The organism is Streptosporangium longisporum (assembly GCF_039534895.1).
In the GTDB taxonomy this organism is placed as follows: domain Bacteria; phylum Actinomycetota; class Actinomycetes; order Streptosporangiales; family Streptosporangiaceae; genus Streptosporangium; species Streptosporangium longisporum.
This window is the reverse complement of record NZ_BAAAWD010000017.1, coordinates 108,838-134,157: the sequence shown is the minus strand read 5'-3', so window position 1 is coordinate 134,157 and position 25,320 is coordinate 108,838. Positions and strand designations below refer to the sequence as shown.

At 71.9% G+C, this 25,320-nt stretch carries 20 protein-coding genes and 1 pseudogene; 11 read left to right on the top strand and 10 right to left on the bottom strand.

Annotated features, from left to right (window positions below; genetic code table 11):
* Nucleotides 1-7: 7 nt before the first annotated feature.
* From ABD832_RS31450 to ABD832_RS31430, 5 genes are all read left to right on the top strand, one after another.
* The gene (locus tag ABD832_RS31450; RefSeq protein WP_344902527.1) at nucleotides 8-688 is read left to right on the top strand and encodes a hypothetical protein; all 681 of its coding nucleotides are present in this window, start codon (nucleotides 8-10) and stop codon (nucleotides 686-688) included.
* A 178-nt stretch (nucleotides 689-866) separates the two neighbouring features.
* On the top strand, nucleotides 867-1,967 hold the full coding sequence (locus ABD832_RS31445) for a C40 family peptidase (RefSeq protein WP_344902524.1): 1,101 nt from the start codon (nucleotides 867-869) through the stop codon (nucleotides 1,965-1,967).
* A gap of 14 nt (nucleotides 1,968-1,981) precedes the next feature.
* A complete protein-coding gene (locus ABD832_RS31440) occupies nucleotides 1,982-2,395 on the top strand; it encodes a (deoxy)nucleoside triphosphate pyrophosphohydrolase (RefSeq protein ID WP_344902521.1) in 414 nt (137 codons plus the stop codon).
* Between the two features lie 108 nt (nucleotides 2,396-2,503).
* Entirely contained in the window at nucleotides 2,504-5,185 is a 2,682-nt protein-coding gene (locus ABD832_RS31435) for a hypothetical protein (RefSeq protein WP_344902518.1), read from the top strand.
* A 117-nt stretch (nucleotides 5,186-5,302) separates the two neighbouring features.
* Nucleotides 5,303-6,727, top strand: a complete 1,425-nt coding sequence (locus ABD832_RS31430) for a hypothetical protein (RefSeq protein WP_344902515.1) — start codon at nucleotides 5,303-5,305, stop codon at nucleotides 6,725-6,727.
* A 26-nt stretch (nucleotides 6,728-6,753) separates the two neighbouring features.
* Here the strand turns inward: ABD832_RS31430 and ABD832_RS31425 are convergent, their stop codons facing one another.
* Nucleotides 6,754-8,226: an MFS transporter gene (locus ABD832_RS31425; RefSeq protein ID WP_344902511.1), complete on the bottom strand. Its 1,473-nt coding sequence runs from the start codon at nucleotides 8,224-8,226 to the stop codon at nucleotides 6,754-6,756.
* 136 nt (nucleotides 8,227-8,362) lie between these two features.
* Between ABD832_RS31425 and ABD832_RS31420 the strand changes: the two genes are divergently transcribed.
* Complete coding sequence (locus ABD832_RS31420) at nucleotides 8,363-8,803, top strand: MarR family transcriptional regulator (RefSeq protein WP_344902508.1); 441 nt, start codon at nucleotides 8,363-8,365, stop codon at nucleotides 8,801-8,803.
* 63 nt (nucleotides 8,804-8,866) lie between these two features.
* On the opposite strand, the gene ABD832_RS31415 is transcribed toward ABD832_RS31420, so the two are convergent.
* The 7 genes and pseudogenes from ABD832_RS31415 to ABD832_RS31385 all read right to left on the bottom strand — a co-directional run bounded on the left by ABD832_RS31415 (nucleotide 8,867) and on the right by ABD832_RS31385 (nucleotide 17,085).
* A complete protein-coding gene (locus tag ABD832_RS31415) occupies nucleotides 8,867-9,628 on the bottom strand; it encodes a succinate dehydrogenase/fumarate reductase iron-sulfur subunit (RefSeq protein WP_344902505.1) in 762 nt (253 codons plus the stop codon).
* Between the two features lie 2 nt (nucleotides 9,629-9,630).
* Nucleotides 9,631-11,545, bottom strand: a pseudogene (locus ABD832_RS31410) (fumarate reductase/succinate dehydrogenase flavoprotein subunit).
* Between the two features lie 9 nt (nucleotides 11,546-11,554).
* Nucleotides 11,555-12,340 (bottom strand): hypothetical protein, encoded by a 786-nt coding sequence (locus ABD832_RS31405; protein WP_344902501.1) that lies wholly within the window; start codon nucleotides 12,338-12,340, stop codon nucleotides 11,555-11,557.
* A gap of 387 nt (nucleotides 12,341-12,727) precedes the next feature.
* Nucleotides 12,728-13,177, bottom strand: coding sequence for a response regulator (locus tag ABD832_RS31400; RefSeq protein WP_344902498.1), 450 nt, complete (start codon nucleotides 13,175-13,177; stop codon nucleotides 12,728-12,730).
* A complete protein-coding gene (locus ABD832_RS31395; RefSeq protein WP_344902495.1) occupies nucleotides 13,170-14,768 on the bottom strand; it encodes a sensor histidine kinase in 1,599 nt (532 codons plus the stop codon). Before ABD832_RS31395 ends, ABD832_RS31400 begins: the two co-directional genes overlap by 8 nt.
* Nucleotides 14,765-15,919 (bottom strand): PP2C family protein-serine/threonine phosphatase, encoded by a 1,155-nt coding sequence (locus ABD832_RS31390; protein ID WP_344902492.1) that lies wholly within the window; start codon nucleotides 15,917-15,919, stop codon nucleotides 14,765-14,767. Before ABD832_RS31390 ends, ABD832_RS31395 begins: the two co-directional genes overlap by 4 nt.
* Before the next feature lie 203 nt (nucleotides 15,920-16,122).
* Nucleotides 16,123-17,085, bottom strand: a complete 963-nt coding sequence (locus tag ABD832_RS31385; protein ID WP_344902489.1) for a LysR family transcriptional regulator — start codon at nucleotides 17,083-17,085, stop codon at nucleotides 16,123-16,125.
* Nucleotides 17,086-17,319: 234 nt separating this feature from the next.
* On the opposite strand from ABD832_RS31385, the gene ABD832_RS31380 reads away from it, so the two are divergent.
* Genes ABD832_RS31380 through ABD832_RS31370 form a run of 3 tightly spaced genes read left to right on the top strand, consistent with a single transcriptional unit; the run spans nucleotide 17,320 to nucleotide 20,767 of the window.
* On the top strand, nucleotides 17,320-18,099 hold the full coding sequence (locus ABD832_RS31380; protein ID WP_344902486.1) for a succinate dehydrogenase cytochrome b subunit: 780 nt from the start codon (nucleotides 17,320-17,322) through the stop codon (nucleotides 18,097-18,099).
* Nucleotides 18,096-20,033, top strand: coding sequence for a fumarate reductase/succinate dehydrogenase flavoprotein subunit (locus ABD832_RS31375; RefSeq protein ID WP_344902483.1), 1,938 nt, complete (start codon nucleotides 18,096-18,098; stop codon nucleotides 20,031-20,033). Before ABD832_RS31380 ends, ABD832_RS31375 begins: the two co-directional genes overlap by 4 nt.
* Complete coding sequence (locus ABD832_RS31370) at nucleotides 20,030-20,767, top strand: succinate dehydrogenase/fumarate reductase iron-sulfur subunit (protein ID WP_344902480.1); 738 nt, start codon at nucleotides 20,030-20,032, stop codon at nucleotides 20,765-20,767. Before ABD832_RS31375 ends, ABD832_RS31370 begins: the two co-directional genes overlap by 4 nt.
* 99 nt (nucleotides 20,768-20,866) lie before the next feature.
* Here ABD832_RS31370 and ABD832_RS31365 read toward each other — a convergent pair whose 3' ends face one another.
* Nucleotides 20,867-21,424, bottom strand: a complete 558-nt coding sequence (locus ABD832_RS31365) for a Clp protease N-terminal domain-containing protein (RefSeq protein WP_413224498.1) — start codon at nucleotides 21,422-21,424, stop codon at nucleotides 20,867-20,869.
* 2 nt (nucleotides 21,425-21,426) lie between these two features.
* On the bottom strand, nucleotides 21,427-21,660 hold the full coding sequence (locus ABD832_RS31355) for an RNA polymerase subunit sigma-70 (protein ID WP_344902477.1): 234 nt from the start codon (nucleotides 21,658-21,660) through the stop codon (nucleotides 21,427-21,429).
* Between the two features lie 107 nt (nucleotides 21,661-21,767).
* Here ABD832_RS31355 and ABD832_RS31350 point away from each other — a divergent pair, with 107 nt between their 5' ends.
* A complete protein-coding gene (locus ABD832_RS31350; protein ID WP_344902474.1) occupies nucleotides 21,768-23,459 on the top strand; it encodes an ABC transporter transmembrane domain-containing protein in 1,692 nt (563 codons plus the stop codon).
* The gene (locus tag ABD832_RS31345; protein WP_344902471.1) at nucleotides 23,456-25,261 is read left to right on the top strand and encodes an ABC transporter ATP-binding protein; all 1,806 of its coding nucleotides are present in this window, start codon (nucleotides 23,456-23,458) and stop codon (nucleotides 25,259-25,261) included. The genes ABD832_RS31350 and ABD832_RS31345 overlap by 4 nt, the downstream gene beginning before the upstream one ends.
* Nucleotides 25,262-25,320: the final 59 nt, after the last annotated feature.

The window sequence follows — 25,320 nt, the reverse complement described above, 5'->3', positions numbered from 1 at the left end:
ACTGACCATGACCGAGCTGGGCAACCGGCGGGGAGTCGTCTTCGCGGTGCTGGTCGCGCTGCTCGCGGCGGTGGGCGTCTACCTGACCATGGGATCCGGCCCCGGCGCGGGACCGGAGGGCCGGCCGGACCCGGCCGGTGCCACCCGCGGCGTGACCGGGACGGAGCGGCAGGGCGACGCCGAGCCGGCGCGCCCGGCCGCGACGGCCAGCGACGCCCCGTTCGACGTCTACTCCTACCTGCCCATGACCAGGCAGGAGCTGGCCGCCGCCGCGGACTACGCGCGGCGCTTCACCGCCGAGTACGGCACCTTCGGCCACGACGAGGACCCGGCGGTCTACGGCGACCGCCTCAAGGGCTACACCACGGCCGAGTTCTCGGGCGTGCTGCTGCGGACCGTGACCTCCCCGGGCACGATCGAGGCGAACAAGGCCGACGAGATCGTCTCGGTCGGGACGGCGCGGGTGAAGGAGATCCGGCAGATCGACAGCGCCTCGGTGGTGTTCGTGGTCGTCGGCACCCAGAACGTCACCGCCAAGAGCGGGAGCAGCCGGCGGACCGCGGAGTACGCCGTCACGCTCATCCAGGCCGGTGCGGAATGGCGGGTCCACGACCTCCAGCCGGCCGACTCCGGCCAGGAGGGAGACGACCAGCCCTTCGAGACCGGTCAGAGCGGCGAGGCCGGATGAACGACGAGACCGGATGAACGGCGGACCCGGTGAGCGGCGGACCCGGACGAGTGGCAGGGCCGGTGAGCGGCGGACCCGGACGAGTGGCGGGGCCGGTGGACGGTGAGCCCGGACGAACGGCGAGGGCGGATGAACCGCGGGACCACGAACGGCGGGGTCGGATGAGCGGCGGGAGCCGATGAGACAGAACAGGCACCTTCGTCTCGGGCTGATCCTCGGCGTCGCCGCACTCTGCATGATCACGCTCATCATGGCGCCGATGATGATGATCAGCGGTTTCCCGTCGTTCCCGTCCGTCAGCGGCCCGGAGGCCCAGGCCGCCTGCGAGCCGGGTGCGCGGACCGTGGGCGACGAGTCGGAGACGGCCACTTCGGACATCCCCGAGAAGTACCTGAAGCTCTACCGCGAGCACGGCGAGGAGATCGGCGTCCAGTGGAACGTGCTCGCCGGGGTCGGCAAGCGCGAGACCGACCACGGGCGCTCCAAGCTCCCGGGCGTGCAGAACGGCGTCAACTACGCCGGTGCCGCCGGGCCGATGCAGTTCCTCATCAGCACCTGGGGCGGCAAGGCGAAGATCAAGATCCCGTCCACGTTCAACGGCTACGCCTCCGACGGCGACGGAGACGGCTGGGCCGACGTGTACAACCCGGCGGACGCCATCCTAGGCGCCGCGAAGATGCTGAAGCGGAACGGCGCGCCGGAGGACGTGCGCCGCGCGCTGTTCGTCTACAACCGGGCCTGGTGGTATGTCGACCAGGTCATGGAGATCGCCGGGAAGTACGCCAAGGACGGCGAGGTCACCACGCCGCCGGAGGCCGACGAGAGCTGTGACGAGCCCCTGCTGGAGGCCGCGCCGTCCGACACGGTGGCCGCGATCCTGGAGTACGCCATGGCCCAGCGCGGCAAGCCCTACATCTGGGGCGGTACCGGACCGGCGGGATACGACTGCTCCGGCATCATCTACATGGCCTACCGGAGCGTCGGCCTGACCATCCCGCGCACCACGTTCGGGCAGTGGCCGTTCGGGGTGCGGGTGCCCGCGGGCGAGGAGCAGGCGGGCGACCTCGTCTTCTTCAACTCCGGCCCCGGCACCGGCCCCGACCGTCCGGGACACGTGGGCATGGTGGTCTCGCCGGGCAAGATGGTCGAGGCGAGATGCCGGCTGTGCGGGCCGATCAAGGTCACCACCTACCGGGACCGCACCGGAATCGTGGGATACACCCGGCCGCTGCAAAACCCCCAGATTCTCGAGCAACTGAGATTGAAGGAACAGGGCTGACAGAATCGGGCCCCATGGAAAAAGTCGTTGTGGGCGCCGCCATCGTCGACGGCGCGGGGAGACTGCTCGCCGCCCAGCGCGCCGACCCTCCCGAGCTGGCGGGGGGCTGGGAACTTCCGGGAGGGAAGGTCGATCCCGGTGAGAGCGAGCACGCGGCCCTGGTCAGGGAGTGCCAGGAGGAGCTGGGCGTCCTGATCGAGGTGGGCGAACAGGTCGGCGGGGACTGGGCGCTGGCCGGTGGCTACGTCCTGCGGGTCTGGCTCGCGGTCATCGCCGAGGGCAGGCCGGAGGCCAGGGAACACCTGGATCTGCGCTGGCTGGGCGCGGACGAACTCGACGACGTCGCCTGGCTCCCGGCGGATCTGCCCATCGTCCGGGCGGTACAAGGTCGCCTCAACGATGGGCAAGATCGGTTCAATAAGGATTGATCGACTCCGTGACGTGACATAACTGCTACTGGACGTGGCGATGTCGCGCGCCCGCACTCGGGGGAACGGAGATATGCGGTGACCGGTTGGTGTCGTGGTATTCGGATCGTGTCAGCAGTGGGAGCGGGGGTGCTCGTCCTCGGCGGTGCCACGGGTGCGTACGCCGTCCAGGGGGACGACCCGGTCCGGCCGCCCTTCGACCTGGCCGCGGCCGTCGACTCCCTCACGGGGTCGGAGGCGAATCGCAGTGACGAGCTGGTCTCCTTCCGGATCCGGCTCGAAGGGCCGGGTACCGACGTCCGGCTGGCGGTCGCGACGGCTCCGCACTGGGTGCTCAGGGGCGTCCTGTGCCCGATGAGGACCGAGTCGCCGGCCTCGCTTCCCAGGGGGATGGCGGTGTGCCGGGTCGGTGACCTGCCCGCCAGGGGCGGCTCGATCAACGTCCTGCTCAGCGTGCCCGTGCACGCGCGGGACATGATCCTGACCGCGGTGGCCCGGATGCGCGCGGCCGACGGCACGACGGTGACGCAGCAGGCGCGAGGTGTCATCAGGCGTCCGGTGACGCAGGCGGGACCGGTCCAGGCCGGTCAGGGACAACCGCGGGGACAGGGCGCGGGAGAGCCCAGCAGGGTCGACGTCTCCCGCCCGGTGGGAGAGCTCCGGCTGGTCATGTCCGGACCCGCCGCCGGTACCTCTGCGTCGCCGGCGTCCCCGGGGACGCCCTCGCAGGCGGCTCCCGGGACCCAGGGGGGTCAGGGCGGTGCTCCCGGAACCGGGACCGCTCCCGCCCAGGGGGCACAGACCACCCCGCAGCCCGGACGCGCGGACGCGGGCACCGGCACGCCCGGTGCAGGTACGCCAGGTGTCGCCAGGCCCGGTGCCGGTACCTCCGGTACGGGCGGTCCCGCTGCCGGCACGCCCGGCGTTGCCGGATCCGGAGCGGGTACGCCCGGTACGGGCGGTCCCGGCGCCGGTACGCCGAATGTCGTCAGGCCCGACGCCGCCAGGCCCGATGCCGGTGGTGGTACCCCCGGTACGGGTGGTCCCGCCGTCGCCAGGCCCGGCACGGGCGCGTCCGGAACCGGCACGCCAGGTGTCACCAGTCCCGGTGCCGGCACGCCGGACGCCGCCAGGCCCGGTGTCGGCGCGGCCGGTGGGGCGGGCACGGTTCCCGAGCCTCCTCAGCCGGCCGGACAGGTCGCCACGCCCCGGTGGGACGTGATGGCGGTGAAGCCGGGCGAGGCCGACCGGCGCACGCTGGTGGCCGTGCTCGACGCCCTGGGGGAACAACCCGCGATCATCGCCCGTGGCCCGGTGGCCGGGACGGGCGGCGTGGGAACGACGCCCGGTCAGGGGGCCAACCCCGCCACGGGAACGAACCCAGGCACAGGGACGAGCCCCGGTCAGGGAACGAACCCCGGCACGGCGACGAGCCCCGGCACCGCCGGTGGCACCGCCACGGGAACGGGCACCCCCGCGACGGGCACCCCCGCCACCGGAACGGGCACCGGGACGATCCCGGTGAACCCGGTGCCGGGCGCGGGGAACACCGGCCCGGACACGATGGGTGCACAGCCCTCCGTGGGCGCCGCCGTTCCGGGTGGTGCGGCACAGGCGCAGCACGGTCCGTACGGCCCGCACGGCCCGTACGGCACCGCGCACGCGTCCGGTGGCGTGCCCTCCGGTGTTCTCGGCATGATCCCCGGCGTGCCCGGCGCGCAGGGAGCGACCGGTGTTCCCGCGGCCCCGTCCGCCGGGCGGCAGGCGGCACCGGTCACCCCGGTCCCCCAGGGCGGCATGGACTACACGGTCCTGAGCCCCGAGGCGGGTGGCGGGATCACCGGCCGGAAGGCCGGGCAGCGCGCGAACGGCCGGGCCGGAACGAGTCGTCAGGGCACGGACGGATCCGTACCCGGTGCGACAGGGTCCGGGCGGCAGGAAGGCGCCAGGAAGGCGGCCGGCCGGGCCGGGACGCGCCGGGCACAGGCCGGGCCGGTGGTCGGCCAGTACCCGAACATCGGCCAGTACCCGAACATCGGCCGGCAACCGGTCGTCGGTCAGTACCCGGGTGCGGGCCGGCAGCCCGCCGTCGGGCGTCCGCTCTTCCCCGGCCAGGGGGCGACGGGCCCCGGCATGCCGCAGAACATGATCGGACAGATCGGGGCGCTTCCGCAGGGGCCGGGCACCGTGCCCGGCCGACGGGCGGACGGGCCGAAGCGGGGAGCGGCGAACCACCAGGCGAGCGGACCCATGGGCGGGCCCATGGGCGGGCCCGCGGGCGGCGCCATGAGCGGCCCGATGGGACCGGGCCACCTGACGATGGTCCAGCCCGGTGTCGGCCAGCCCGGTGTCGGCCAGCCAGGTGTCGGTCAGCCCGGCTTCGGTCAGGGCGGGGCGGGTCAGCAGGGCGGGACGCAGATGCCGGGTGCGCAGGTGCCGGGCATGCCCCCTCAGGGACTCCAGGGACAGATGCCGCCGTTCTCCATGGGAATGGCGGGGACGGTCCAGATGCCCGGTACCGCGAACGGCTCCCAGCTCCGGCTGCCGCCCGCGGGTCCCTTCCCCGCGGGTGCGCAGGGCTCCGCACAGGCCTCCGCGCCGCAAGGTGCACCCCTTCCGCAGGACCTGGACGCCCCGGCCGGACAGGCGCGGCCGATGGCGGAGTCAGGTCCGTTGCTGACAGGGATGGGCGGTCTGCCGGTGGTCGCGCTGGCGGTGGCGTCGCTGCTGGGCCTACTCTGGCTGCAGAGGCGGATCCAGCAACGTCGTCGGTCCCGTTCCGTTTTGTAAAACGCGGTTTACTGTTACTTTTGCCCGACTAGTATTTCCTTGACGTGTTCATGGTTGATTGCGTGGAGGACACCGGTGACGCGAGTGCGGCGTAGAGCAGCTGTCTCCGCCGTTGTGATGTCCTTGGGACTCAGCGGTGTCGTCCTGCTCGGGGTGGCACCGCTCGCCGGTTCGCCGGCGGCCGGTGCGACGACGGTCAGGGCGCTGGTCGCCGACCCGTCGCAGATCCCCGGATGTGACGTGGACCCGGCGGCGCCCTGCGAGGAGGAGCCCACGCCGATCGTCACCGTCACGGTCACCCAGGACCCGCCGGAGGATCCGCCCCAGGATCCCGGCGAGCCGCAGAAGACCGTGACCACCACGGTGACCGTCCCGCCCAAGACGAAGGCGCCGAAGGCGCCGAAGACCACGGCACCGGCGGCGCCCCCGCAGAACACCGCTCCGGCGACCCAGCCTCCCCCGCAGGAGACGGCCCCGGTCGTGCCGCCGCCCACGATGCCGACGGACACCGCCCCGGCCACCCAGCCGGCGCAGGAACCGGACGTCCAGTTCCCCCCGAACGAGACCCCGCCGACCACCCCGCTCCCGTCCGCCGCGCCGACCGAGACCGCCACGTTCGACGACGGGGCCTCCGGCTCGGTGTACGAGATCCGCAACGCGGGTTCCGAGTTCGACGGGGCCACGCTGAGCCGCCAGCTCGGCATCCCGGCGCTGATCCTGGTGCTGCTGGTGCTGTTCGCCGTCCTCATCTTCGAGGGCAGGCTGCGCCGCCTGGCCCATGCCGCCGCGATCCGCAGGGCCGGTCCCCGCATGGCGGGCCCCCGCGGGGAGCCGGTGGACCCGATGATGTATCCGGCCGGGTCGGCGTTCGTCCCCGCCCACTACCAGTCCGGCACGGCCTACGCGCCGATCATCAGCCTCGTCCCCATGCAGATGTACGGCCCGGCCTACCCGGAGGGCTACGCCCCCGAGCAGTACCCCCGCGGGTACGAGCAGACCACGGCCTACATGCCGGGGCCCGGCTACGAGCAGCCCGGTGGACACGTCGACCCGTACGGCCGTCCCGTCCCCGGCCCGGCGGCGGGTCCGGCAGGCCCGATCGGGCCGCTCGGCCACAACGGCTCGACGGTCGCCTTCCGGGAGCCCCGGGAGAGCACACCGCCCGGGCCCGGGGCCGACGAGAAGGGCTTCCCGCCGGGGGCCGCGGCCGAGTACCCGGGGGCGCCGTTCCCGCAGGAGCCGCCCCGCGGCGGCACCGACCTCGACGGCCCGCGCTTCCACAGCGGCCCGCCCGACGACTTCCGGCCCCTCGGTCCTGAGCCGAGGGACGCCACCGGGAGCACGTTCGGCGCTCCCGAGGTCCTGGGCGCAGGCCCGGGAGATCCGGGGGACCGGCCGGCCGGAGGCGAGCGGTCCGCGGCCGAGCCGACCCGGACGGCGGCCTACCCGGTCCAGGGCCAGGCCGGCGCGGAGCCCGGCACCGGCGAGGGCGGCGCGGAGCCCGGCAAGAAGAAGCGCGGTCTCTTCCGCCGCTCCTCCTGAGTCCGGGCCGGGTCCGGACCAGAGCCTCATGGAACTCCCGCGTCCCTGAACGGGCCGGACGGCTCGGCCGGGGACGGGGCGGAAAGCAGGGGGCTCAGCAGCGCGGCCAGGACGAAGACGCCGACGTTGCACCAGAGCGCCGTCGCGGTCGCCGCGCCGAACCGGTCCGCGAGGTCACCGGTTCCCTCGGTCACCAGGGCGAAGAAGACGGCCCCGACGATCGTGATCCCGGCGGCGGTGCCGAACTGGATACCGGTGTTGACGACACCGGAGCCGGCACCGGCGTCGTCGGCGGGGACGTCGCCGAGCACCACGCCGGTGAGGATCGGCACGCACAGTCCCATCCCGAGGCCGACGACCAGCTCGGCGGCGGCGACGTGCGGCCAGGCCAGACCGGCTCCCATGACCCGTACACAGGCGATCGTGACGAGGGTGCCCGCGGCCATGGTGAGCGCGCCCGCGCCGATGAGGCGGCGGCCGTGGGCCGCGCCGTGGCGCAGCGCCAGGTGGGTGGTGGCGGTGATGCCGACGGGCCAGGCCAGCGTCACCAGCGCGGTGCGCAGCGGCGTCCACCCCAGGCCGGACTGGAGCTGGTAGGTCAGCACCAGGAAGAACGACGTCACGCCGGAGAAGACCAGCAGCACCACGACCACCCCGGCCGTGAAGGATCTCCGCCGGAACAGCGTGGGCGGTACGAGCGCGGAGCCGTCCCGGCGGTGGCGCCGCCGCTGCTGGACGACGAACAGCCCCAGGAGCGCGACGCCCCCGGCCGTCACGGCGAACGTCCAGGCGGGCAGGCCCTCGGCCGGTCCCCGCACGAGGGGGTACATGATCCCCAGCGTGGCCGACGTCACCAGGGCCACCCCGATCAGGTCCAGCCGGAGCGGCCGGTCGGAGCGGGTCTCGGGCATGAACCGCAGCGCCGCGCAGAAGGCGAGGATCCCGATGGGCACGTTGACGTAGAAGATCGCGCGCCAGCCGGTGCCCAGCACGTCGTACTCGGTCAGCAGCCCGCCCAGCAGCGGGGCGCTGACGCTGCCCGCGCTGAGGACGGCGCCCAGCAGCGAGAACGCCAGGGTCCGCTCGGCGGGGGCGAACATGGTGACGATCACCGACATGACCTGCGGCACCATCAGCGCGGCCATCGCGCCCTGTGCCAGGCGGCCGGCGACGAGGGCCTCCGGCGTCATGGCGGCGCCGCACGCGACGGAGGCGGCGGTGAACCCGGCGACGCCGATCAGGAAGAGGCGCCTGCGGCCGAAGATGTCACCGAGCCGTCCACCGGTGATCAGCAGCAGGGCGAACGCCAAGGCGTACCCGGCCAGGCTCCACTGCGCGGCGGTGTGGCCGGCGCCGAGGTCGCGCTGGATGCGAGGCAGCGCGATGCCGAGGATGGTCGCGTCGACGTTGTCCATGAAGGCGGCGCTCAGCACGACGCCGAGGGCGATCCAGCGCCGCCGGGACAGGGGCGGGCCGGTCGGGGGAGCGGATACGGGCATGGCCTCTTCCGGGGGGATCGACTAGGGTTCTTGAACCAAAATAGAGACTCTCGTATTTAGAGCCTCTCTATTTTAGAGAGAATAGGAAGAGGGGGCCGACGTGTCAACGGAGCCGGGGAACCGCACGGAAATGATCATGGCCGTGTCCGACCAGGGGCGGCTGACGGCCATGCGGGCGGCGCTGTTCCACGTCGGCATCGCCGGGCGGGCCGGGATCAACGTGACCGACTTCAACTGCCTGGCCCTTCTCGACAAGGAAGGGCCCCTGACGCCCCACGACCTCGCCCTGCGGATCGGGCTGACGCGCGGCGGCGCCATCACCGCGGTCGTGGACCGGCTGCAGAAGGCGGGCTACGTGCGCCGTGAGCGGGACGCAGCGGACCGGCGCCGCGTCCTCGTCGAGCTGGTACGCGAGGGCCCCTACCGCGCGCTGCAGGAGATCCTGGCGGACGTCAACCGGGCCTACGCCGAGCTCGCCGGGCGCTACACCGACGCGGAGCTGGCGGTCATCCACGACTTCGCCGTCCGCGCCGACGACGTCATGCGGGAGCAGACCCGCCGGCTGTGGCGGGACTGAGGGCAAAGACGCGACGGCGCCGCCCGGGAGGTCCCGTGGCGGCGCCGTCGTACGAGGGGTGGGTCAGGACTTCGAGTTCGGACGCCTGAAGATCTTGTTGCCCAGCCAGACCAGCGGGTCGTACCTGCGGTCGACGACGCGCTCCTTCATGGGGATGAGCGCGTTGTCGGTGATCTTGATGTGCTCGGGGCAGACCTCGGTGCAGCACTTGGTGATGTTGCAGTAGCCCAGGCCGTGCTCCTCCTGGGCGGAGTCCTTGCGGTCGGCCACGTCGTAGGGGTGCATGTCCAGCTCGGCGATCCGCATCAGGAAGCGCGGACCGGCGAAGCCGGGCTTGTTCTCCTCGTGGTCACGGATGACGTGACAGACGTTGTTGCACATGAAGCACTCGATGCACTTGCGGAACTCCTGGGACCGCTCGACGTCGATCTGCTGCATGCGGTACTCGCCCGGCTTCACGTCGGACGGAGGGGTGAAGGACGGGATCTCCCTGGCCTTCTGGTAGTTGAACGACACGTCCGTGACCAGGTCCTTGATCACCGGGAACGTCCGCATGGGCGTGACGGTGATCGTCTCGTCCTCGGTGAAGGTGGACATCCGGGTCATGCAGCCGAGCTTCGGTCTGCCGTTGATCTCCATCGAGCAGGAGCCGCACTTGCCGGCCTTGCAGTTCCACCGGACGGCGAGGTCGGGAGCCTGGGTGGCCTGGAGCCGGTGGATGATGTCGAGGACGACCTCGCCCTCGTTCACCTCGACCGTGAAGTCCTCGAGCTTGCCCTCCCCGCCCTCGCCTCGCCAGACGCGGAACTTCGCCTTGTAACTCATGGTTACTCCTTGGCCAGCGCGTCGAAGGCGGCCAGCTCTTCCTGGGTGATGTACTTCTTCAGCTCGTCGCGGTCGAACAGCGCGATGAGGTCGTCCCGCATCGCGGTCTGGACCTGCTCCTCGACCGTGACGGAGGAGCCGTCCGGGGTGAGGCCGCAACGCAGGATCTTGGTACGCCACTCGGCCGACATGGAGGGGAAGTCGTCGCGGGTGTGACCGCCACGGCTCTCCTCGCGCAGCAGCGCGGCCTTGGCCACGCACTCCGAGACCAGGAGCATGTTGCGCAGGTCGAGCGAGAGGTGCCAGCCCGGGTTGTAGATCCGGTTCCCGGCCGCGCCCACGTTCTGGGCCCGCTCCTTGAGCTTCCCGACCCCTTCGAGCGCCTCGGTGACCTCCTCGGCCTTGCGGATGATGCCGACCAGCTCGTTCATCGTCCGCTGCAGCTCGTGGTGGACCTCGTAGGGGTTCTCGCCCGACCGCTCCAGCGGGGCCAGCGCCTCCGCGGTCGCGGTCGCCACGCTCTCCTCGGAGATCCTCGGACGGCCCGCCAGGGCGTCCACGTACGCCGCCGCTCCCGCGCCCGCGCGCCGCCCGAACACCAGCAGGTCGGACAGCGAGTTGCCGCCCAGCCGGTTGGAGCCGTGCATGCCGCCGGAGACCTCACCGGCCGCGAACAGCCCGGGGACCGCCGCGGCGCCGGTGTCGGCGTCCACCTCGACCCCGCCCATGATGTAGTGGCAGGTCGGGCCGACCTGCATGGGCTCCTTGGTGATGTCGACGTCGGCCAGTTCCTTGAACTGGTGGTGCATCGACGGCAGCCGCCTGACGATCTCCGCGGCCGGCAGGCGGGTGGAGACGTCCAGGTAGACGCCGCCCTGCGGTGACCCGCGGCCCGCCTTGACCTCGGAGTTGATCGCCCGCGCGACCTCGTCGCGGGGCAGCAGCTCCGGGGGACGGCGGTTGTTGGCCTGGTCGTCGTACCAGCGGTCGGCCTCCTCCTCGGAGGTGGCGTACTTGTCCTTGAACACCTCGGGGATGTAGTCGAACATGAACCGCTTACCCTCGGAGTTCCTCAGCACGCCGCCGTCGCCGCGGACGGACTCGGTGACCAGGATGCCGCGGACCGAGGGGGGCCAGACCATCCCGGTGGGGTGGAACTGGATGAACTCCATGTTGATCAGCTTCGCCCCGGCCAGCAGGGCCAGCGCGTGACCGTCGCCGGTGTACTCCCAGGAGTTGGACGTGACCACGTAGGACTTGCCGATCCCGCCGGTGGCCAGCACGACCGCGGGGGGCGTCGAACAGGATGAGTTTGCCGTTCTCCCGCCAGTAGCCGAAGGCGCCCGAGATCGCGCCGCCCTCGCCGGGGGCGACGCCCGTGTCCTTGAGCAGGCGGGTGACCGTGCACTCCTGGAAGACCTTGATGTAGGCCTCGGCGTCGCCGTGCAGCCGCTCGTCCTCCTGCTGGAGCGCGACCACGCGCTGCTGCAGGGTGCGGATCAGCTCCAGGCCGGTGCGGTCACCGACGTGGGCCAGCCGCGGGTACTCGTGCCCGCCGAAGTTACGCTGGCTGATCTTGCCGTCCTTGGTGCGGTCGAACAGCGCGCCCCAGGCCTCCAGCTCCCAGACGCGGTCCGGGGCCTCCTTGGCGTGCAGCTCGGCCATCCTCCAGTTGTTGAGGAACTTGCCGCCGCGCATGGTGTCGCGGAAGTGCACCATCCAGTTGTCGTCGCTGTTGACGTTGCCCATGGCGGCGGCGGCGCCGCCCTCGGCCATGACCGTGTGCGCCTTGCCGAACAGCGACTTGCAGACGATGGCCGTCCGCTTGCCCTGCTGGCGGGCCTCGATGGCCGCCCGCAGGCCCGCACCGCCGGCGCCGATGACGACGACGTCGTATTCGTGACGCTCGATTTCCACAGGTGATCCTTATGCGAACGGGAAGGCGATGATGCCCTTGGCGACCAGGCGGACGTAGAGGTCGGCGCCCATGACGGAGAACATGGAGATCAGCGCGAGCTGCGAGTGCCTGGCGTTGAGCTTGGAGACGAAGCCCCAGGCCCGGTAGCGGATCGGGTGCTTGGAGAAGTGGTTCAGGCGCCCGGCCGTGATGTGCCGGCAGGAGTGGCACGAGAGGGTGTACAGGTTGATCAGGATCGCGTTGGCGATCAGGATCCAGGTGCCCAGGCCGCCCGGCCGCTCGATCAGCGCCTTCACCGCGTCGTAGGCCAGGATGAGGCCGACGACGATGGCCGCGTAGAAGAAGTAGCGGTGCACGTTCTGCAGGATCAGCGGGAAGCGCGACTCACCGGTGTACTTCTTGTGCGGCTCGTTGACCGCGCACGCCGGCGGGGAGAGCCAGAACCCGCGGTAGTAGGCCTTGCGGTAGTAGTAGCAGGTGAAGCGGAAGCCCGCGGGAAGCCCGAGGATCAGCAGTCCCGGGGGCAGGGTGTACCAGTCGCCGAAGGGTGCGAGACCGAACAGTCTCGACTCCGGCGGGCAGCTCGTCGCCAGACAGGGCGACGCGAACGGCGCGTGGTACGGCGACACGAAGTAGCTGTTATCGAAGATCGCCCATGTGGCGTAGACGAGGAATGCCGTGAAGATGAGGAAGGTGACCAGTGGATAGCGCCACCACTGGTCCGTTCGCAGGGTGCGCTCCTTGATCTGCGCACGCTGTCTTCTGGCCGGGCTCTCGGCCGTTGTCTGGGTCATCGAGACCTCTCCACCTCCCACGGACCCCGCTCGCCCAGGGGTCCGGGTCGTTTCAGTTCTGCCACGTGTCGGGCCATGGTCGCGCCGGCTCACACGTGCGCGCGCATATTGGTGGGGGATACGTTACGACGGAGCCCGGGGCTTGTGTCAGAGGGGTCACTCACAATTTCACTGACCCGGTGTGATTCCTGTCACGTTGGCGGGGCAGGGCTCCTCGCCTGCGGGTTCTCAAGGGGTGGATGATCACGGAGAGGTCTCGGAGGCCGGGGAGACCGCCGCGCCGGCCCCTCACGAGGACCGGGCGGGGGCCGGGCGGAGATCGCGTGGGATCGCGTGGGGATCGCCCGGTACGACCCGTGACCCCGGTCCCCGCCGCGGGGGCCCGCGTCAGTAGTGCTGGTTGGAGCTGGGCAGCTTGACCACGGTGACGAAGAAGTCGTCGATCCGCCGCACCACGCTGATGAACTGGTCGAAGTCCACCGGCTTGGAGACGTAGGCGTTGGCGTGCAGGTTGTAGCTGCGCAGGATGTCCTCCTCGGACTCCGACGTGGTCAGCACGACCACCGGGATCCCGCGGAGCCGCTCGTCGGCCTTTATGTCCTGCAGCACCTCCCGGCCGTCCTTGCGGGGCAGGTTGAGGTCCAGCAGGATCAGGTCGGGCCGGGGCGCGTCCTCGTACCCCTCCTCCTTGCGGAGGAAGGCCATGGCCTGCTCGCCGTCGTTGACCACGTGCAGCTTGTTGCGGACCTTGTTGAGCTCGAACGCCTCCCGCGTCAGCAGGACGTCACCCGGGTCGTCCTCGACCAGGAGAACGTCTATCCAGCGCAGGTCATTCATCGGGGTCTCCAGTGGGAAGGGTCCAGCGGAAGGTCGTGCCGGGCCGGTCGGGCCTGTCGGTGTCCAGCCAGATGCGGCCGCCGTGATATTCGACGATCTTCTTGCAGAGCGCCAGCCCGATGCCGGTGCCGGCGTAGGCGTCCCGGCTGTGCAGGCGCTGGAAAATCAGGAAGATGCGGTCAGTGTATTTACCGTCGATGCCGATGCCGTTGTCGGTGCAGGAGAACTCCCACATGTCCCCGTCGCGGCGCACCCCGATGTGGATCTCCGGTGGGTCCTGGCCGCGGAACTTGATCGCGTTGCCGATGAGGTTCTGGAACAGCTGGGTGAGCTGGGCGCGGTTGCCGTGCACCTCGGGCAGCTCGTCGTGGGTCACCGTCGCCCCGGCGTCCTCGATCGGCGCGTCCAGGTTGTGCATCGCGGCCTTGAACGGCACCGCGGAGTCGATCATGACGCGCTCGCCGCCGGCCCTGCCGACCCGGGAGAAGTCGAGCAGGTCGTTGATCAGCAGCTGCATGCGCTTGGCGCCGTCGACCGAGAAGGAGATGTACTGCTTGGCGCGCTCGTCCAGCTGGCCGGCGTAGCGCTGCTCCAGCATCCGGGTGAAGCTGGCCACCTTGCGCAGCGGCTCCTGAAGGTCGTGGCTGGCCACGTAGGCGAACTGCTCCAGCTCGGCGTTGGAGCGCTTGAGCTCGGTGGCCTGGTCCTCCAGCTTGCGCTGCGTCTCGGAGGCCCGGCGCCACTCCGACAGGATGCGGCGGCGCATGGCGTCGACGTGGCCGGAGAGCTCGGCCAGCTCGGCCGGTCGTTCCACCGCGAGCCGGTGGTCGAAGTCGCCCTGCGACACCGCGCGGACCTGGTCGGTCAGCTCGGCCAGCGGGCGCAGCACGGCGTGGCGCACGATGAGCACCGCGGCGACCCCGGCGACCAGCAGCGCCACCGCCACCCCGATGAGCGCGATGTAGAGCGCCTGCCAGCCCGCGTCGAACCGGGCGGTGCCGTTGTCGTGCAGCCGGTTCAGGTGCTCCTGCAGGGTCGTGAGGGAGGCGCGGACCTCGTTGAACCGGGCGGCGTTGACGGCGGCGTTCTCCCGGGCGGCCTCGTTCTTCAGGACGGGCACCGCGACGATGACCCGCTCGGCGTAGTCGCGCCGCCAGTCCTGCCCGGTGCTCCTGAGGCGGTCCACCTCGACGCCGACCGTCTCGCGTTCCGGCATCCGGGGGATCAGCGCGACGAGCGCGGCCATCGCCACGTTCTCCGCGGCGATGGCGTCCCGGTAGGCCGCCAGGGAGGCGTCGTCGTTGGTCCTGCCGTACGCCCGCACCGAGCTCTCCTGCGAGGTCAGCGCGTTGGAGATCTCCAGGGTGCGCAGCGCCGCCGGGTCGACGACGTCGACCAGGGCCTCCCTGGCCTGGCGCGTCTCCTCGATCGCGTTGATCGTGACGGCGGACGAGATCATGAAGACCAGCGCGATGCCGATCCCGCTGAACAGGAACCAGCGCCGTACCGGCAGCCGCCCGAACCTTCCCGGAGGGCCGGCGTCGGGGACGGAGAGCGGGCGGGGGCTGGCGTCCCCGGAGCGGCCGGTCACCGCTGCGCGCTCCGGGAGATGAGGACGGTCGCCAGGTCGTCGCTGAGCGCGTCGCGGTTCAGCTCGATGACCCGCTGGATCAGGCGGTCGAGCTCGATGCCGCCCTCCTCCTGGACGAGCCGGAGCAGGCCCTCGGTGCCGAGCAGGTCGGGCCCGCCGCCCACGGTGGCCTCGATCAGGCCGTCGGTGTAGAGCAGCAGGGACCAGTCTCGCCCGAGCGGTACGTCGATCGCCGACCACTCGATGCCCTGGAAGATGCCCAGCGGGGGCCCCGAGGGGGTGCCGGGCACCACGCCGATCTCCCCGTCGCGGATCAGCAGCGGCGGCGGGTGGCCGACCACGTGCATCCGCGCGTGGTCGAGCGAGGGGTCGATCGTGACGATGCACAGCGTGGTGAAGATCTCCGCGGACTTGCGCTCCAGGCGGAGCACCGACTCCAGCGTGGTCAGCAGGTCGTTGCCGGTGTGCCCGGCCAGCACCAGGGTCCGCCAGGCGATCCTGAGCGCGACCCCGAGGGCGGCCTCGTCGGGGCCGTGCCCGCACACGTCGCCGACCACCACGTGCACGGCGCCGTCGGGGCTCTGCACGGTGTCCCAGAAGTCACCGGCCAGCAGGGCACGCCTGCGTCCGGGCAGGTAGCGGGCCTGGTGCTCCAGCCCGTCCGAGGTCAGCAGCGGGACGGGGAGCAGGCCGCGTTCCAGGCGGGAGTTCTCCTTGGTCAGCAGCTCGGCCTCGACCAGCCTGCGCTGGGCCAGGTCGGCGCGCTTGCGCTCTATCGAGTAGCGGATGGCCCGCGCCAGCAGGCGGGCCTCCACGTCCTGCTTGACCAGGAAGTCCTGGGCGCCCGCGGCGACGGCCTCCACGCCGACGTGGGTGTCGTTCAGCCCGGTGAGCACGAGCACGGCGGCGTGCGGCGCCATCGACAGCACCTGCTCCAGCGCCTCCAGGCCGGTCGCGTCGGGCAGTGAGAGGTCGACGAGCACGCACTGGACGTCGTCGGTCAGCCGCTCCCGGCTCTCGGCCATGCTCCGCACCCAGATGATCTTGGGTGGCTGCTCCGCCTCGCCGAGCAGCTCCTCCACGAGGAAGGCGTCGCCCGCGTCGTCCTCGATGAGAAGCAGCGTGAGCGTTTCGTTGGCGGGGGCGGTCACTGACGCCTCTTCGTGGGATCGGAGAACCTATCGACGCTACGTAGAATAGTGCGATGGTCCGGTAACTGAGGATGCCCGTGTGAGACGTTCCATATCTTGCCAGATGTCGGGAACGATACGACGGGCCCGGCCCATCTCGATGAGGTCACCGTCGCCACCCCGGGGAGCGCCCGCAGGACCCGCGGGACCCACGGCCCCGCCGCTCACGTGCCCGTGCTCGTATCGGTGCCGGTGCCCGTGCGGGTGATCAGGTCGAGGCCCTCGGGCAGGTCGCCGTCGCGGGCGGCGTCGGTGAGGAACAGCAGCAGGGTCGCCCGGAAGGCCTGGGCCGCGCGGGTGGGCTCGACGTCCTTGCGGTGCGCGATGGCGACCGTGCGGCGCAGCCCGGGAGGGGCCAGCGGCGTCCCGGTCAGCCCCGGGCGGCCGTCCAGGACCATCGAGGGCACCAGCGCGACCCCCAGCCCGGCCTCCACGAAGCGGAGCACCGCGTCCATCTCGCCCCCCTCCACCGCGAACCTGGGCTCGAACCCGGCCTGCCGGCAGGCGGCCAGCGTGGCCTCGCGCAGGTCGTAGCCGCGCCGGAACATCACCATCGGCCGGCGCCGCAGCTCCTCGATGCGCGCGTACGGCCTGCGGGTGTGCCCGGCCGAGGGGGAGGCGACGACCAGGTTCTCGCTCAGGACCTCCTCGGTGACCAGGGCGGGGTCGTCGCTGTGCAGCGGCATGATGATCAGCGCCAGGTCGAGCTGGCCGCGGGCGAGCGTGCGGACCAGGTCGCGGGAGCCGCCCTCCTCCACCAGCAGCTCGATGCCGGGGTAGGTCCGGTGGAACCTGGCCAGCACGTCGGCGAGCAGCCCGGCGCACAGCGAGGGCGTGGCGCCGAGCCGGACCCGGCCGCGGCGCAGCCCGGCCAGCTCGCCCACCTCGCTCCTGGCGGTCTCGGCGTCGGCCAGCATCCGGCGGGCCAGCGGCAGCAGCGCCTCACCGGCGGGGGTGAGGGTGACGTTCCCCCGGGCACGGCTGAACAGCGGCGCGCCGAGCTCGGCCTCCAGGGCCCTGACCTGCTTGCTCAGCGAGGGCTGGGCGACGCGCATCCGCTCGGCGGCCTGGGTGAAGTGCCGGGTCTCGGCGACCGCCACGAAGTAGGCCAGCTGCTGGAACTGCACGTTCTCCAGCGTAGGGGGTCGGTCCCGCGGGGCTCCGGGCCCCATAGCGCACCGGGTGCCCGGGGGCGGATCCGGGGCGGGCGCCGGGGCCCGGGAGGATGTGAGATTGCTCGCACCCCGCGAGCGGGCACGGCGCCGAACAGGCGACAAAGCACCGTTGATAGCCACAGGCTATGGAAACCACATCCACGATGACTTGGACGGGGGTAAAGCCCCCTACCTAGCGTCGCGTGTGTGACTGCCACTGTTGAGCGCGGATCCGCCACCGCGCAGGTGACCCCCTCGAAGGGCACCGCGAAGAGCCCCGGGGGAGCCCGCCCCGCCCCGCCCGCGCGCAAGGGCGGCTTCCTGGCCTCCACCAACGGCCGCAAGGTCGTGATGGCCGTCACGGGTGCCGTGATGGTGCTCTTCCTCGTCGGGCACATGGCCGGGAACCTCAAGAGCTTCCTCGGCGCCGACTCCTTCAACGACTACGCGGACTTCCTGCGGACCATGGGCGAGCCGCTGCTGCCGAGCCGCGTCCTGCTGACGGTCGTCGAGGTGGGCCTGGTCGTCGCGGTGGCGCTGCACATGTGGGCGGCGGTCTCCCTGGCCCGGCGGGCGCGCAGGGCCCGGCCGGTCAGGTACGCGGTCAGGCGGAGGTCCCGGTCGAACGGGTACGCGGTCCACACCATGCGCTACGGCGGCGTCGTCATCGTGCTGTTCCTGATCTACCACCTGCTGGACCTGACGTTCGGCACGGCCAACCCCGCCGGGCCCGCCTCCACCCCGTACGAGCGCCTGGTGGAGGGCTTCGCCCCGTCGCGCTGGTGGGTGACGCTGTTCTACGTGCTCGCGGTCGTCATGGTCGGCCTGCACCTGCGCCACGGCCTGTGGAGCGCCTTCCAGACGCTCGGCCTGGCGAGCCGCCGCAGCTACCGGACGCTGAGGGCCTCGGCCACCGGCCTGTCGGTGCTGCTGGTGGTCGGTTTCCTGGCGGTCCCGGCCGCCGTCGTGATCGGAGTGATCAAGTGAACGGACCGGTCGGAAGGTACACCGAGGGCGAGCCCATCCGCGACACCAAGGCGCCGGACGGCCCGATCGAGGACCGCTGGGAGAAGCGCAAGTTCAGCGCCAAGCTGGTCAACCCGGCCAACAAGCGCAAGCTCGACGTCATCGTGGTGGGCACCGGCCTGGCGGGCGGATCGGCCGCGGCGACGCTCGGCGAGCTCGGCTACAACGTCACCTCGTTCTGCTACCAGGACTCGCCCCGGCGCGCGCACTCCATCGCCGCCCAGGGCGGCATCAACGCGGCCAAGAACTACCGCGGCGACGGCGACTCGATCTACCGGCTGTTCTACGACACGGTCAAGGGCGGCGACTTCCGCGCCCGCGAGTCCAACGTCTACCGGCTGGCCCAGGTCAGCGTGAACATCATCGACCAGGCCGTGGCCCAGGGCGTGCCGTTCGCCCGCGAGTACGGCGGCCTGCTCGACACCCGCTCCTTCGGCGGCGCCCAGGTCTCGCGGACCTTCTACGCCCGGGGCCAGACCGGCCAGCAGCTCCTGCTCGGCGCCTACCAGGCGCTGGAGCGGCAGATCGCGGCGGGCACCGTCACCATGCACACCCGCCACGAGATGCTCGACCTGATCGTCTCCGACGGCCGGGCGCGCGGCGTCATCGTCCGCGACATGGTCACCGGTGAGATCGAGCGGCACCTGGCCGACGCGGTCGTGCTGGCCACCGGCGGCTACGGGAACGTGTTCTTCCTGTCCACCAATGCCAAGGGCTGCAACACCACGGCGATCTGGCGGGCGCACCGGCGTGGCGCGATGTTCGCCAACCCCTGCTACACCCAGATCCACCCGACCTGCATCCCGGTCAGCGGCGAGTACCAGTCGAAGCTGACCCTGATGTCGGAGTCGCTGCGCAACGACGGCCGGGTGTGGGTGCCGCTGGAGCGGGGCGACGCCCGCCCGCCCGCGGAGATCCCCGAGGCCGGGCGCGACTACTACCTGGAGCGCATCTACCCGGCGTTCGGCAACCTGGTCCCGCGTGACATCGCCTCCCGCGCCGCCAAGAACGTCTGCGACGAGGGACGCGGCGTCGGCCCCGGCGGCCTGGGCGTCTACCTCGACTTCGCCGACGCGATCGGCCGCCTGGGCCGCGCCGCCGTGGAGAAGAAGTACGGCAACCTCTTCGAGATGTACGAGCGCATCACCGGCGAGGACCCCTACGCCCAGCCGATGCGCATCTACCCGGCCGTCCACTACACGATGGGCGGACTGTGGGTGGACTACGACCTGCAGTCCACGATCCCGGGCCTGTTCGTGATCGGCGAGGCCAACTTCTCCGACCACGGCGCCAACCGCCTCGGCGCGTCCGCGCTGATGCAGGGCCTGGCCGACGGCTACTTCGTGCTGCCGACCACGATCGGCGACTACCTGGCGAACGGCCCGTACGGGGAGGTCGACGAGGAGGCCGTGGCCGAGGCCGAGATCGGGGTGCGCCGGCGGATCGACGCCCTGCTGACCAACGACGGCGACCGTACCGCCGACTCCTACCACCGCGAGCTCGGCAAGCTCATGTGGGACTACTGCGGCATGGAGCGCACCGAGGAGTCGCTGCGCAAGGCCCTGGAGCGCATCCCCGAGCTGCGCGAGGAGTTCTGGAGGAACGTCAAGGTCTCCGGCGAGGCGGGCGAGCTCAACCAGGCGCTGGAGCGGGCCGGCCGGGTGGCCGACTTCTTCGACCTGGCCGAGCTGATGTGCGTCGACGCGCTGCACCGCACCGAGTCGTGCGGCGGCCACTTCCGTGCGGAGTCGCAGGACGCCGACGGCGAGGCCCTGCGCGACGACGAGCACTTCGCCTACGTCGCCGCCTGGGAGCACTCCGAGAACGGCCCGGTCCTGCACAAGGAAGATCTCGACTACGAGTACGTCACGATGAGCCAGCGGAGCTACAAGTGAACCTCACCCTGAAGGTCTGGCGGCAGAAGAACCCCGACGACACCGGGCGGATGGTCACCTACCGGGTCCAGGACGTGTCCCCGGACATGTCCTTCCTGGAGATGCTCGACGTCCTCAACGAGCGGCTCATCCTGGAGGGCGACGACCCGATCGCCTTCGACCACGACTGCCGCGAGGGCATCTGCGGCATGTGCGGGATGGTCATCAACGGCGTCGCGCACGGAGAGCAGGTGGCCACCACCACCTGCCAGCTGCACATGCGGCACTTCGAGGACGAGGCCGTCGTCACCATCGAGCCGTGGCGCGCCGCGCCCTTCCCGGTGGTGAAGGACCTGGTCGTGGACCGCTCGGCGTTCGACCGGATCATCCAGGCGGGCGGCTTCATCTCCGTCCCGGCCGGATCGGCCCCGGACGCGCACAGCGTCCCGGTCAGGAAGGACGACGCCGACGCGGCGTTCGACGCCGCCACCTGCATCTCCTGCGGCGCCTGCGTCGCGGCCTGCCCGAACGGCTCGGCCTCGCTCTTCACCGCCGCGAAGATCACCCACCTGAGCCTGCTGCCGCAGGGCCAGCCCGAGCGCGACTCCCGCGCCAGGGCCATGGTCGAGCAGATGGACGCCGAGGGCTTCGGCGGCTGCACCAACACCGGGGAGTGCACCGCCGTCTGCCCCAAGGGCATCCCGCTGGACACCATCGCCCAGATGAACCACGACTACCTGCGGGCCTCCCGGTAGGCCCGTCACGCCCGCCCGGCCCCGGCCGGTCCCTCCGACGGCTCCTCCGGGCGGCCGGGGCACGACAGGGCCGGTAGGGCCGGTAGGGCCGACGGGGTCTCAGCCCAGCTCGGTGACGACCTCCCGCCGCAGGGCCGCGGCGTCCACGCCCGCGTCCTTCAGGACGCGGGCGGCCAGGCCCTCGCCCTCGCGCAGGATGCCGAGCAGGATGTGGCCGTCGCCGATGTAGTTGTGCTTGAGGTTCACGGCCTCGCGCAGCGACAGCTCCAGGGTCTTCTTGGCGCGGGGGCTGAAGGGGATGTGCGACCCGCCGAGCAGCCGGCCGCGCCGGGGGGCGGGCTCGCGGTCCAGGGCACCGGGACCGAAGGCGGCCTCGACCTTCTCCCTGATGGCCGCCAGGTCGATGCCGATCGTCTCCAGCGCCTCGGCGTCCAGGGCCGCGCCCGGCCTGCGCGGGGACAGGCGGGCGACGGCACGGAAGGCCGCGTCGTGGTCGAGGCCGTGACGGCCCAGCACCCGGGCCGACAGGCTGCCCGGCCGGCCGAGCAGCCCGAGCAGGAGGTGCTCGGTGCCGATGATCTGGTGCCGCAGGCGGCGCGCGTTCTCCTGCGCGAGGATCACCGCCTGACGGGCCTCGTGGTGGAATCTCTCGAACATGGTCATCTGTCCCTTCTCAGCAGCCCTCGGCCACCCGCGTACTTCTTGTGGACCGCCTGCCTGGTGACCTCCAGGCAGTGGGCGATCTCCTGCCAGGACCAGCCCTGTTCCCGCGCGTTCTCCACCTGGAGTGCCTCCAGCCGGTCGACCAGTGTCCGCAGCGCCCGCACGGCCCTCAGGCCCACGGCCGGATCGCGGCTGCCGGCGTCGGAGGCCAGCTGTGCCGTATCGCTCATGGTGTCAATGTAAGTTGACATCGCCTCGATGTCAACCGTGATTGACGCGCTCGCTGTCAGTAAATGGTTTGCCTGACGAGGGCCGACTTTGTCAGGCTGGCAGGGCCATGCGCTCCCTACCCGTCGCCGATCCCGGCGTTCCCGACGCCCGCAGCCCGATCGGTTACCTGCGGTGGATCGCCCGTACCCAGAGAAGGTCGCTGCTGCTGGGCACCCTCTACGCGACCCTGTGGTGGCTCACCATGGCGCTCGTCCCGGCCGCCGTGGGCAACGGCATCGACGCCCTCCGGGCCGAGGACCTGCCCGGCCTGCTCACCTGGGGCGGGGTCGTGCTGGCGCTCGGCGTCGCGCAGGCCGTCACCGGCGTCCTGCGTCACCGGATGGCCGTCCTGAACTGGCTGAGCGCCGCCTACCGGACCGTCCAGGTCACCGTCAGGCAGGCCACCCGGCTGGGCGCGACCCTGCCCCGGCGGATGTCCACCGGCGAGGTGGTCAGCGTCGGCAACTCCGACATCGCCCACATCGGCAACGCGATGGACATCCTGCTCCGCGGCGTCGGCGCGGTCGTCGCCATCGCCGCGGTGACCGTGATCCTGATCAGGACCTCGCCGACGCTCGGCCTGACGGTCCTGATCGGCCTGCCCCTGATGGCCGCCGCGGTCGCCCCCCTGCTCAAGCCGCTGCATCGGCGCCAGAACGCCCACCGCGACCTGCAGGGCGACCTGTCCACCCGCGCCGCCGACATCGTCGCGGGCCTGCGGGTGCTGCGCGGCATCGGCGGCGAGCGGGTCTTCGCCGACCGCTACGGCACCGAGTCCCAGCGGGTGCGCCACGCCGGCGTGCGGGTGGCTGCGGTGGAGTCGGTCCTGGAGGGGGCCCAGGTCCTGCTGCCCGGCCTGCTGATCGCCGGGGTGACCTGGCTCGGCGCGTCCTTCGCGCAGCGCGGCGAGATCAGCGTCGGCCAGCTCGTCGCCTTCTACGGCTACGCCACCTTCCTGATCGGTCCCATGCGCACCCTCACCGAGACCGCCGACAAGCTGACCAAGGGCCATGTCGCGGCCCGCAGGGTGGTGCGGATCCTCTCGCTGCGGCCCGCGATCGAGGGCGGCACCGGCCGGTCCGAGGGCGGCCTGCTGCGCGACGTGGCCTCCGGGGTCGCCGTACGCCCAGGCATGCTCACCGCCCTGGCCGCGGCCGTCCCCGAGGAGGCCGCGGCCATCGCCGACCGCCTCGGCCGCTACGACGACGGCGACGTCGACTTCGGCGACGTGTCCCTGGACGGCCTGCCCGTCTCGGAGGTGCGGCGCCGGATCCTGGTCGCCGACAACGACGCCCTGCTCTTCGCCGGCGTGCTGCGGGACGAGTTGGACGTCACCGGCACCGCCTCGGCCGAGGAGATCTCCCAGGCCCTGTGGGCGGCGTGCGCCACCGACATCGTCGATGCGCTGCCCGGCGGCCTGGAGGGGCGCGTCGCCGAGGCGGGCCGGGAGTTCTCCGGCGGCCAGCGGCAGCGGCTCAGGCTCGCCAGGGCGCTCACCCTCGATCCCGAGGTGCTCGTCCTCGTCGAACCCACCAGCGCGGTCGACGCCCACAGCGAGGCGCGCATCGCCGACCGGCTGGCCAAGGCCCGCGCCGGCCGGACCACCCTGGTCTGCACGACCAGCCCGCTGGTGCTGGACCGCGCCGACCACGTCGTCTACGTCGAGGGCGGCGTCGTGCGCGCCCAGGGCTCACACCGGGACCTGCTGGCCGCCCACCCCGGATACACCGCCGTCGTCACCCGGGGAGAGACACCATGAGCAGGCAGGTCCTGCCCGTCGCCGACCGCGCGCAGGTGCGGGCCTACGCCCGCAGGCTCGCCCTGAAGTACCCGCGCGAGCTGCTCGGCGCGCTGGCCCTGCACGGCCTGGCCGCGGTCGCGGGGCTGGCGGTGCCGTGGCTGCTCGGCGGCCTCGTGCAGGGGCTCCACAGCGGCGCCGGCGTCGACGTCACCGCGGTCTCACTGGGCATCGGCGCCTTCCTGATCGCCCAGGCGGTGCTGATCAGGTTCGCGGTGTACGCCTCCTCCCGGCTCGGCGAGAAGGTCCTCGCCGAGCTGCGCGAGGAGTTCGTCGACCGGGTGCTCGGCCTGCCGCTCTCCACGGTCGAGCGCGCCGGGTCCGGCGACCTGATCTCGCGGACCTCGCGCGACGTCGACGCGCTCTCGCGCACCGTACGGCACGCCGTGCCCGAGACGCTGATCGCGCTGGTCACCTGCGTGATCACCATCGGCGCCCTGGTCGTCGTCGGGCCGCTGCTCCTGCTGCCCTCGCTGCTCGCCGTCCCCCTGCTGTGGATCTCCACCCGCTGGTACCTCAAGCGCGCCAGGGACGGGTACCTGCGCGAGAGCGCGGCGTACGCCGACATGACCGACGGGCTGGCCGAGACCGTCACCGGCGCCCGCGCCGTGGAGGCGCTGGGCCTGCAGGAGCGCCGGCACCGGCGCACCGACACCGACATCGCCCGCTCCTGGGCGGCCGAGCGCTACACGATGAGGCTGCGCACGGTCTGGTTCCCCGCCGTCGAGCTCGGCTACGTGATCCCGGTCGTGGCGACGCTCGTCGTCGGCGGCCTGTTCTACATCCGGGGCTGGGCCTCGCTGGAGCAGGTCACCACGGCCACCCTCTACGTCCAGCAGCTCATCGACCCGCTCGACCGGCTGCTCATGTGGATCGACGAGCTCCAGGTGGGCGGTGCCTCCATGGCCCGCCTGCTGGGCGTCTCCGAGGTGCCCGACGACCGCGAGCCAGGCTCGGCCAGGCCCGAGGGCAGCCGGCTGGAGGCCGACGGCGTCCGCTACGCCTACCGCGAGGGCCACGACGTGCTGCACGACGTCGACCTGGTGGTCGAGCCGGGCGAGCGGCTGGCCATGGTCGGCCCGTCCGGGGCGGGCAAGTCCACGCTGGGCCGCCTGCTCGCGGGCGTCCACGGCCCCCGCACCGGCTCGGTCACGGTCGGCGGCGTCCCGCTGGTCGAGCTCCCCCTGGAGGACCTGCGCGGCCACGTCGCCCTGGTGACCCAGGAGCACCACATCTTCCGGGGCACCGTCCGCGACAACGTGCTGATCGCCCGCCCGGAGGCCGACGACACGCGGGTCCGCGAGGCCCTGGAGGCGGTCGAGGCCTGGGAGTGGGTCGAGACCCTGCCCGAGGGGCTCGACACGATCGTGGGCTCCGGCGGCGAGTCCGTCCCGCCCGCCCAGGCCCAGCAGCTCGCCCTGGCCCGGCTGGTGCTGGCCGACCCGCACACCCTGGTCCTGGACGAGGCCACCTCGCTGATCGACCCCCGCGCCGCCCGTCACCTGGAACGCTCGCTGGCCGCGGTGCTGGAGGGGCGTACGGTGATCGCGATCGCCCACCGCCTCTACACCGCCCACGACGCCGACCGGGTCGCGGTGGTGGAGGACGGCCGGATCAGCGAGCTGGGCTCCCACGACGAGCTGGTGGCGGCGGGCGGCTCGTACGCGGCCCTGTGGGGAAGCTGGCACGGCACCCCGGCCGAGGGTGCGTTCGGGCCCTCGGGCAACAGGACGGACACCGAGCGGGCGCCGAGCGGGCACTGAGCAGGTGCCGAGGGATACTGACTGGGCACTGACCGGGCACTGAGCGGGCGCTGAGCGGG

What these genes read in the sequence shown, in the direction of transcription:
- ABD832_RS31450 (WP_344902527.1), top strand. Translation starts at nt 8, where the DNA reads ATGACCGAGCTGGGCAACCGGCGGGGAGTCGTCTTCGCGGTGCTGGTC.
- ABD832_RS31445 (WP_344902524.1), top strand. Translation starts at nt 867, where the DNA reads ATGAGACAGAACAGGCACCTTCGTCTCGGGCTGATCCTCGGCGTCGCC.
- ABD832_RS31440 (WP_344902521.1), top strand. Translation starts at nt 1,982, where the DNA reads ATGGAAAAAGTCGTTGTGGGCGCCGCCATCGTCGACGGCGCGGGGAGA.
- ABD832_RS31430 (WP_344902515.1), top strand. Translation starts at nt 5,303, where the DNA reads ATGTCCTTGGGACTCAGCGGTGTCGTCCTGCTCGGGGTGGCACCGCTC.
- ABD832_RS31425 (WP_344902511.1), bottom strand. Translation starts at nt 8,226, where the DNA reads ATGCCCGTATCCGCTCCCCCGACCGGCCCGCCCCTGTCCCGGCGGCGC.
- ABD832_RS31420 (WP_344902508.1), top strand. Translation starts at nt 8,363, where the DNA reads ATGGCCGTGTCCGACCAGGGGCGGCTGACGGCCATGCGGGCGGCGCTG.
- ABD832_RS31415 (WP_344902505.1), bottom strand. Translation starts at nt 9,628, where the DNA reads ATGAGTTACAAGGCGAAGTTCCGCGTCTGGCGAGGCGAGGGCGGGGAG.
- ABD832_RS31405 (WP_344902501.1), bottom strand. Translation starts at nt 12,340, where the DNA reads ATGACCCAGACAACGGCCGAGAGCCCGGCCAGAAGACAGCGTGCGCAG.
- ABD832_RS31400 (WP_344902498.1), bottom strand. Translation starts at nt 13,177, where the DNA reads ATGAATGACCTGCGCTGGATAGACGTTCTCCTGGTCGAGGACGACCCG.
- ABD832_RS31365 (WP_413224498.1), bottom strand. Translation starts at nt 21,424, where the DNA reads ATGTTCGAGAGATTCCACCACGAGGCCCGTCAGGCGGTGATCCTCGCG.
- ABD832_RS31355 (WP_344902477.1), bottom strand. Translation starts at nt 21,660, where the DNA reads ATGAGCGATACGGCACAGCTGGCCTCCGACGCCGGCAGCCGCGATCCG.
- ABD832_RS31350 (WP_344902474.1), top strand. Translation starts at nt 21,768, where the DNA reads ATGCGCTCCCTACCCGTCGCCGATCCCGGCGTTCCCGACGCCCGCAGC.
- ABD832_RS31345 (WP_344902471.1), top strand. Translation starts at nt 23,456, where the DNA reads ATGAGCAGGCAGGTCCTGCCCGTCGCCGACCGCGCGCAGGTGCGGGCC.